The organism is Pseudoalteromonas byunsanensis (assembly GCF_001854475.1).
GTDB classification, from domain to species: domain Bacteria; phylum Pseudomonadota; class Gammaproteobacteria; order Enterobacterales; family Alteromonadaceae; genus Pseudoalteromonas; species Pseudoalteromonas byunsanensis.
On record NZ_MNAN01000012.1, the window covers coordinates 1 to 2436 of the forward strand.

Sequence of the window (2436 nt, forward strand, 5' to 3'; positions counted from 1 at the left end):
TATTCTGGCGATAACGGTACATAGGCGCCGCCAGCTTTAAGTACTGCCAAAATACTCACCACCATATTCACGCTTCGCTCTAAGTACACCCCTATCAGGGTTCCTGGGGTCAATGCGTGACCATGAGATGCTAAATACTGGGCTCTAATTTCTCTGGCTAAGCGGTTAGAGGCGTCATCCAATGCTTGATAAGAGACTTGCTCATGCTCATACACTAAGGCGATATCGTCAGGGCAAAGCTGTGCTTGCGCACTGAACAACTGCGCCAGCGTGTTTGCCTGTGGATATGCTTTGTTTGTGTCATTCAAGGTATTCAGTAAGGTGTCGCGCTCTAAGTCACACAACAAAGGGATATCTGCGATTTGTGCATACTGACCACTTACCAATCCGCTCAGTACACGCTTATACAAGCGTAATAGACGCTCGATACTGTCAACTTCAAACAAGCTCACCGCATAGTTCAACTGACCGGTAATACTCGCCTGTCCATCGGCCATTACTAAGTTCAAATCAAACTTAGCGGGGCTATATAACGTATCCGCACCCAATTCATCGACTGCAGCAAATGGTAAAGGGTTCTCTGCATCCAAGGCTCCCCCAAAACGTTGCACACTGAACATCACTTGATAAATCGGATGTCTTGAAAGATCTCGCTCTACCTCTAACAGCTCAACCACGTTCTCAAATGGGAGATCTTGATGGACCTTGGCACCGCTTACCACCTCATGTACTTGTGCAATGAAGTCCTCTAAGCTCTGCGTTTGCTCAACTTGCGTGCGAAGCGCTAAGGAGTTAACAAAAAAGCCGACCAAGGGTTGCGTTTGCGCATGATGTCTATTCTCAGATGGTGTGCCCACTACGATATCGCGTTGCCCTGATAGGGCCGATAATGTGAGATAGAAGCCACTTAACAACACCGTATACAGGGTTGTTTCTTGTGTTTTGGCAAGCTCGCGTAATTGCTCCGACAGGTCGCTATCTAAACTAAAACTGTGATCTCGGCCTTTAAAATCTTGTACCGGCGGTCTGACCTTGTCGGTATACAAACGTAGCGGTTCAATCCCCGCGAGCTGCTGTTGCCAATACGCTTGTAACTGCTCAAGAGTCTCTCCTTGTAAGTAACTGCGTTGCCACGCTGCGTAATCTCTATAATCGATATATAGTGTCGGTAATTCGATAGCTTTCCCATTAGTCAAAGCGTAATAAGCTTGTGATAACTCGTTAAAGAATACGCTTACAGACCAACCATCAAAGGCAATGTGATGCCAAAGCAGCAATAGATATTGCCCTGCTTCCGATTGGTAATGCTTAATGCGAAAACTAGGTTCTTTTTCTAAATCAAATGGTTGTTCAAAATCCTTAATAAGCTGTGATTTAAATTCACTTTCAGTTAAAGTCGTTGAACTTGCAGTAATTTCTTGTTCAAGAACTCTTTGCTGTATATTGTAATGGTCGTCATATTGATACACAGCTTTGAGTACAGGGTGACGTTCAACAACTATATTGATTGCTTCCAGCAGAAGGTCAAAATTTGCTTCTGGCAGCAGTTTAAACAAGCTTGGTATATGATAAACGCTAGACGTTTTGTCAGATTGGCTAATGATAAACAAGCTTTGTTGTGAGAAAGACACAGGATAGTATTCGCCATCCTTTTCTTTTAAAATTTGGCTCTCTCTAAAATCTTGTTTGCTATGAATACCATTTAATTTGAGGAGATCTAACAAGCGTTCTTTATTTTCTTTAATTGCAGGCAATAGATCATTTAAATCACGACTTTCCTTAGCTCCTGACACTTTCAAAGCGTCGGATTCAACCCAGATAGAAGCTTGTGCTTTTCTTATTTTTTTTATTAAAAATAACATGGATACTTCACTATATTTCGAAAACAATTTCATCGTCATCACAACTTACTTGTTGTTCAATTAGAACTGCTAAACAGTTGACCATTGGAGTGTTATACAAATCGCTAATACTGATATCCGCATCTAGTTCGCGCTTCATTTTTGCTACTAAACGCGTCGCTTGAATTGAATTTCCACCGATATGGAAGAAGTTGTCGTATATACCCACTTGCTCTAACTCTAAGACGGTTTGCCATACGTCACACAAACCTGCTTCTAAGTCATTTCTTGGGGCAACATACTGCGATTTATCCACCAATTCGGGTTCAGGTAGGGCTGCTTTGTCCAACTTACCGTTCACTGTCAGTGGGATCCCTTCAATCTCCATGATACTGCTTGGCAGCATATAATCAGGGAGTTGCTGGCGTAACTGCTCATGTAGTTCAGCGACAGACAGGCTCTGCCCTGCTTGCGCTACCACATAAGCTGCAAGGTACTGGCTCTGTGCTTGAGCTCGTACGATAACCGCGGCTTGTTGCACCCCGGCCAACGCACTCACGGCGCTTTCCACTTCCCCAAGCTCGATACGGTGTCC

At 43.8% G+C, this 2436-nt stretch carries 2 protein-coding genes; both read right to left on the reverse strand.

Going from position 1 to position 2436, the window contains the following annotated elements:
• On the reverse strand, window positions 1–1862 hold a 1862-nt coding region (locus BIW53_RS02015), incomplete at its 3' end, for a condensation domain-containing protein (protein ID WP_175442068.1).
• 10 nt (window positions 1863–1872) lie between these two features.
• Window positions 1873–2436 (reverse strand): AMP-binding enzyme (locus tag BIW53_RS02020; protein WP_245699332.1); only part of this gene is annotated, 564 nt, incomplete at its 5' end.